Origin of the sequence: Mesorhizobium sp. M4A.F.Ca.ET.050.02.1.1 (assembly GCF_003997725.1) — a bacterium.
Taxonomy (GTDB): Bacteria; Pseudomonadota; Alphaproteobacteria; order Rhizobiales; family Rhizobiaceae; genus Mesorhizobium.
On record NZ_RZSG01000688.1, the window covers coordinates 1 to 3,212 of the forward strand.

Genomic DNA, 3,212 nt, shown 5'->3' on the forward strand with positions numbered 1-3,212 from the left:
GCTGGCCCGCGCGCTGGTCAACAAGCCAGCGGTGCTTCTGCTCGACGAGCCGCTGGCGGCGCTCGACAAGAAGCTGCGCACCGACATGCAGATCGAGCTGCAGAACCTGCAGCGCGAGATCGGCATCACCTTCGTGCTGGTCACGCACGACCAGGAGGAAGCGCTGTCGATGAGCGACCTCGTCTGTGTCATGAATGGCGGCCGCATCGTCCAGCTCGGACAGCCGAACGAGATCTACGACGAGCCGGCCGACCTCTTCGTCGCCGATTTCGTCGGCAAGACCAATCTGTTGAGCGGCACGGTGGCGGGCCTGTCGGGCGACCTCGTCGATGTCGCGCTGGCCGACGGCACGGTGATCGCGGCGCGCAAGCGGGCGCCGCTCAGCCGGGGCGAGCGGGTGTCGGTGTCGCTGCGGCCCGAAACGCTCAGCCTCGGCTTGGCCGGAAACGGCAGCCTGAAGGGCATCGTGCGCAACCGCATCTTCCTGGGCGCGACCGCAGAATACGCCATCGAGGTCCAGGGTATCGGATCACTGCTCGCCAAGGCCGATCACCAGATTGGCCGCGACAACCTCTTCAAGCCGGGCGAACCCGTCGCCATCGGCTTTGCCGCCGGGGCGCCGCTGGCGTTTCCGCAACCCAAGAACAACGGGACCAACCAGAGGGAAAACCACCATGTCGAAATCCTATCGTGACGGACTGCCGATAAGCCCCGAGAAATTCGTCGACCAACTGATGCGCCTGAAGCGCGGCTCGATCGGCCGGCGCGAATTCCTCGGCCTCACCGGCCTTGGCGTCGCCACCGCGGTGATGGCGCGCGAGCTCGGCATCATGCCGACGCCGGCCTACGCCGCCGAAAACCTCGGCGACCGCATGTCGATCGCCACCTGGCCGAACTATCACGACCCCGCGACGTTCGAGAGCTTCAAGGCCGAGACCGGCGTTGCCGTCGAGGTCAACGTCTTCGGCTCGAACGAGGAGATGCTGGCCAAGCTGCAGGCCGGCGGCTCGGGCTGGAGCCTGTTCGTGCCGACCAACTACACGATCTCGACCTACAAGAAGCTCGACATCATCGAAGCGCTCGACATGGCCAAGCTCGGCAATTTCGACGGTTCGCAGGAGGATCCGCGCTTTACCTCGGAAGGCACGATCGACGGGACGATCTACGCCGTGCCGAAGAACTGGGGCACCACCGGCATCGCGATCAACACCAAGAAGCTGACCAAGCCGATGACGAGCTGGAAGGAGTTCTGGGACACAGCCATGGCGGAAGGCGACGGCCGCACCATGGTGCATGACTATCAGCTCACCACGATCGGCAATGCGCTGAAATATTACGGCTATTCCTTCAACTCGCTGAAGCCGGACGAGCTCGCCAAGGCCGAGGAACTGCTGCTCAAGGTCAAGCCGCATCTGTTCGCGGTGTCGAGCGACTATCAGCCGTCGATGCGCGCCGGCGATGCCTGGATGACGATGTGCTGGACCAATGACGGGGCGCAACTCCATCGCGACATCCCGGAGATCGCCTATGTGCTCGGCAAGGAAGGCGGCGAGATCTGGACCGACTTCTACGCCATCCCGAAGGACGCGCCGAACAAGCCGGCCGGCTACGCGCTGCTCAACTACCTGATGAACCCGAAGGTCGCGGTGAAGGAGCACTTGGCCAATGGCGCGCCCTCGATCGATGCGCGCGTCAACGCGCTGCTGCCGAAGGAGGTGATGGACAATCCGATCCTCTACCCGGCGGCGGACCTGTTGAAGCCGCTGGAGTTCGGCGCCGCCGCGACGCTCACCGATCCGGGGCGCGCCGAGCTGATGGCGCGCTTCAAGTCGGCTTGAGCGGAACCGGCCACAAACCCGATCCAGGCAACGCGACCGGCGGGCAATTGCCCGCCGGCACCGAAGCGGCTTTTTCGATGCGCGGCACCCTCCTTCGCAAAAATCTTACGACCGCGCTGCTGCTCGCGCCGGCGACGCTGTGGCTGGTGGTATTCCTGGTCCTGCCGTTCGTCGCCATCGCCATCTTCAGCGTCGGCGAGCGGGCGCCCGAGGGAGGCTACCAGGCAGCTTTCACGCTTGCGCAATACGCCAACCTGCCGGCGCGGGCGACCGCGTTCTGGAACACGATGGTACTGGCGCCGGTCGGCGCCTTCGCCTGCCTGCTCGTCGCCTATCCGGTCGCCTACTATCTGGCGCTGCGCGCGCCGGAGCGCTGGCGGCTGATCCTGCTGGCGCTCGTCGTCATCCCGTTCTGGACCAGCCTTTTGATGCGCACCTATGCCTGGATGTATGTGCTGGGTGGCCGCGGCATTCCGGCCCTGCTCGCCGATGTCGGCATCGAGGACGTCAGGCTGATCAACACGCCGGGCGCGGTGCTGCTCGGCATCGTCTACGGCTATCTGCCGCTGATGATCCTGCCGATCTATGTCAGCCTGGAGCGGCTCGACCGCAGGCTGCTGGAAGCCTCTGCCGATCTCGGCGCGACGCCGCTGTCGACCTTCCTCGGTGTCACGCTCCGGCTTTCGCTGCCGGGCGTGATGACCGGCTTCTCGCTGGTGATGATCCTCCTGCTCGGCGAATATCTGATCCCGACGCTGCTCGGCGGCGGCAAGGTGTTCTTTATCGGCAACGCGCTGGTCGACCTGTTCCTGCAGTCGCGCAACTGGCCGTTCGGTTCGGCCATCGCCATCACGCTGGTGCTGGTCTCGGTGGTGGTGCTGATTGCCGCCAACCGCATCTCGGCCCGGCTGTCGGGCGCGCGCCGGGTGGACCTGATCTGATGCGCGCCTTCGTCGTTGCCGTCTTTGCCTTCCTCTACCTGCCGATCGCGCTGGTGGTGCTGTTCTCCTTCAACGCCGGCCACCATGCCAGCGAGTTCACCGGCTTCTCGACGCAATGGTACGGCAAGACGCTGTCCAACCCGTTCCTGGTCGAGGCGCTGAAGAACAGCTTGTTCATCGCCACCACCAGCGCGCTTTTGGCGGCGGTCGCCGGCACCGCCGCCGCGCTCGGCCTGCAGCGCGTCGGGGCGCGGACACGAGCGGTCTTCGATGGGCTGCTGGGCGCGGCAATCGTCGTTCCGGGCGTCGTCATCGGCATCTCGACGCTGGTCGCGCTCGTGCAGCTGTTCGGCGTCGTCAATCCGTTCGTCGCCGAATTGTGGCCGGGCGACCAGCCGCCGCGCCTGGCACTCGGCTACGGCTCGATCATCGC

3 protein-coding genes and 1 pseudogene are annotated in these 3,212 nt (G+C 65.7%); all 4 read left to right on the forward strand.

Annotated elements, in window-relative coordinates; all coding sequences use genetic code 11:
* Window positions 1–694 (forward strand): ABC transporter ATP-binding protein (locus EOA33_RS29355; protein WP_145989336.1); only part of this gene is annotated, 694 nt, incomplete at its 5' end.
* Entirely contained in the window at window positions 675–1,838 is a 1,164-nt protein-coding gene (locus EOA33_RS29360) for a spermidine/putrescine ABC transporter substrate-binding protein (RefSeq protein WP_126058174.1), read from the forward strand. The genes EOA33_RS29355 and EOA33_RS29360, both read left to right, overlap by 20 nt.
* 77 nt (window positions 1,839–1,915) lie before the next feature.
* Window positions 1,916–2,779 (forward strand): ABC transporter permease, encoded by an 864-nt coding sequence (locus EOA33_RS29365; RefSeq protein WP_126058175.1) that lies wholly within the window; start codon window positions 1,916–1,918, stop codon window positions 2,777–2,779.
* Window positions 2,779–3,212, forward strand: a pseudogene (locus EOA33_RS29370) (ABC transporter permease); the annotation flags it as partial. The gene EOA33_RS29365 and the pseudogene EOA33_RS29370, both read left to right, overlap by 1 nt.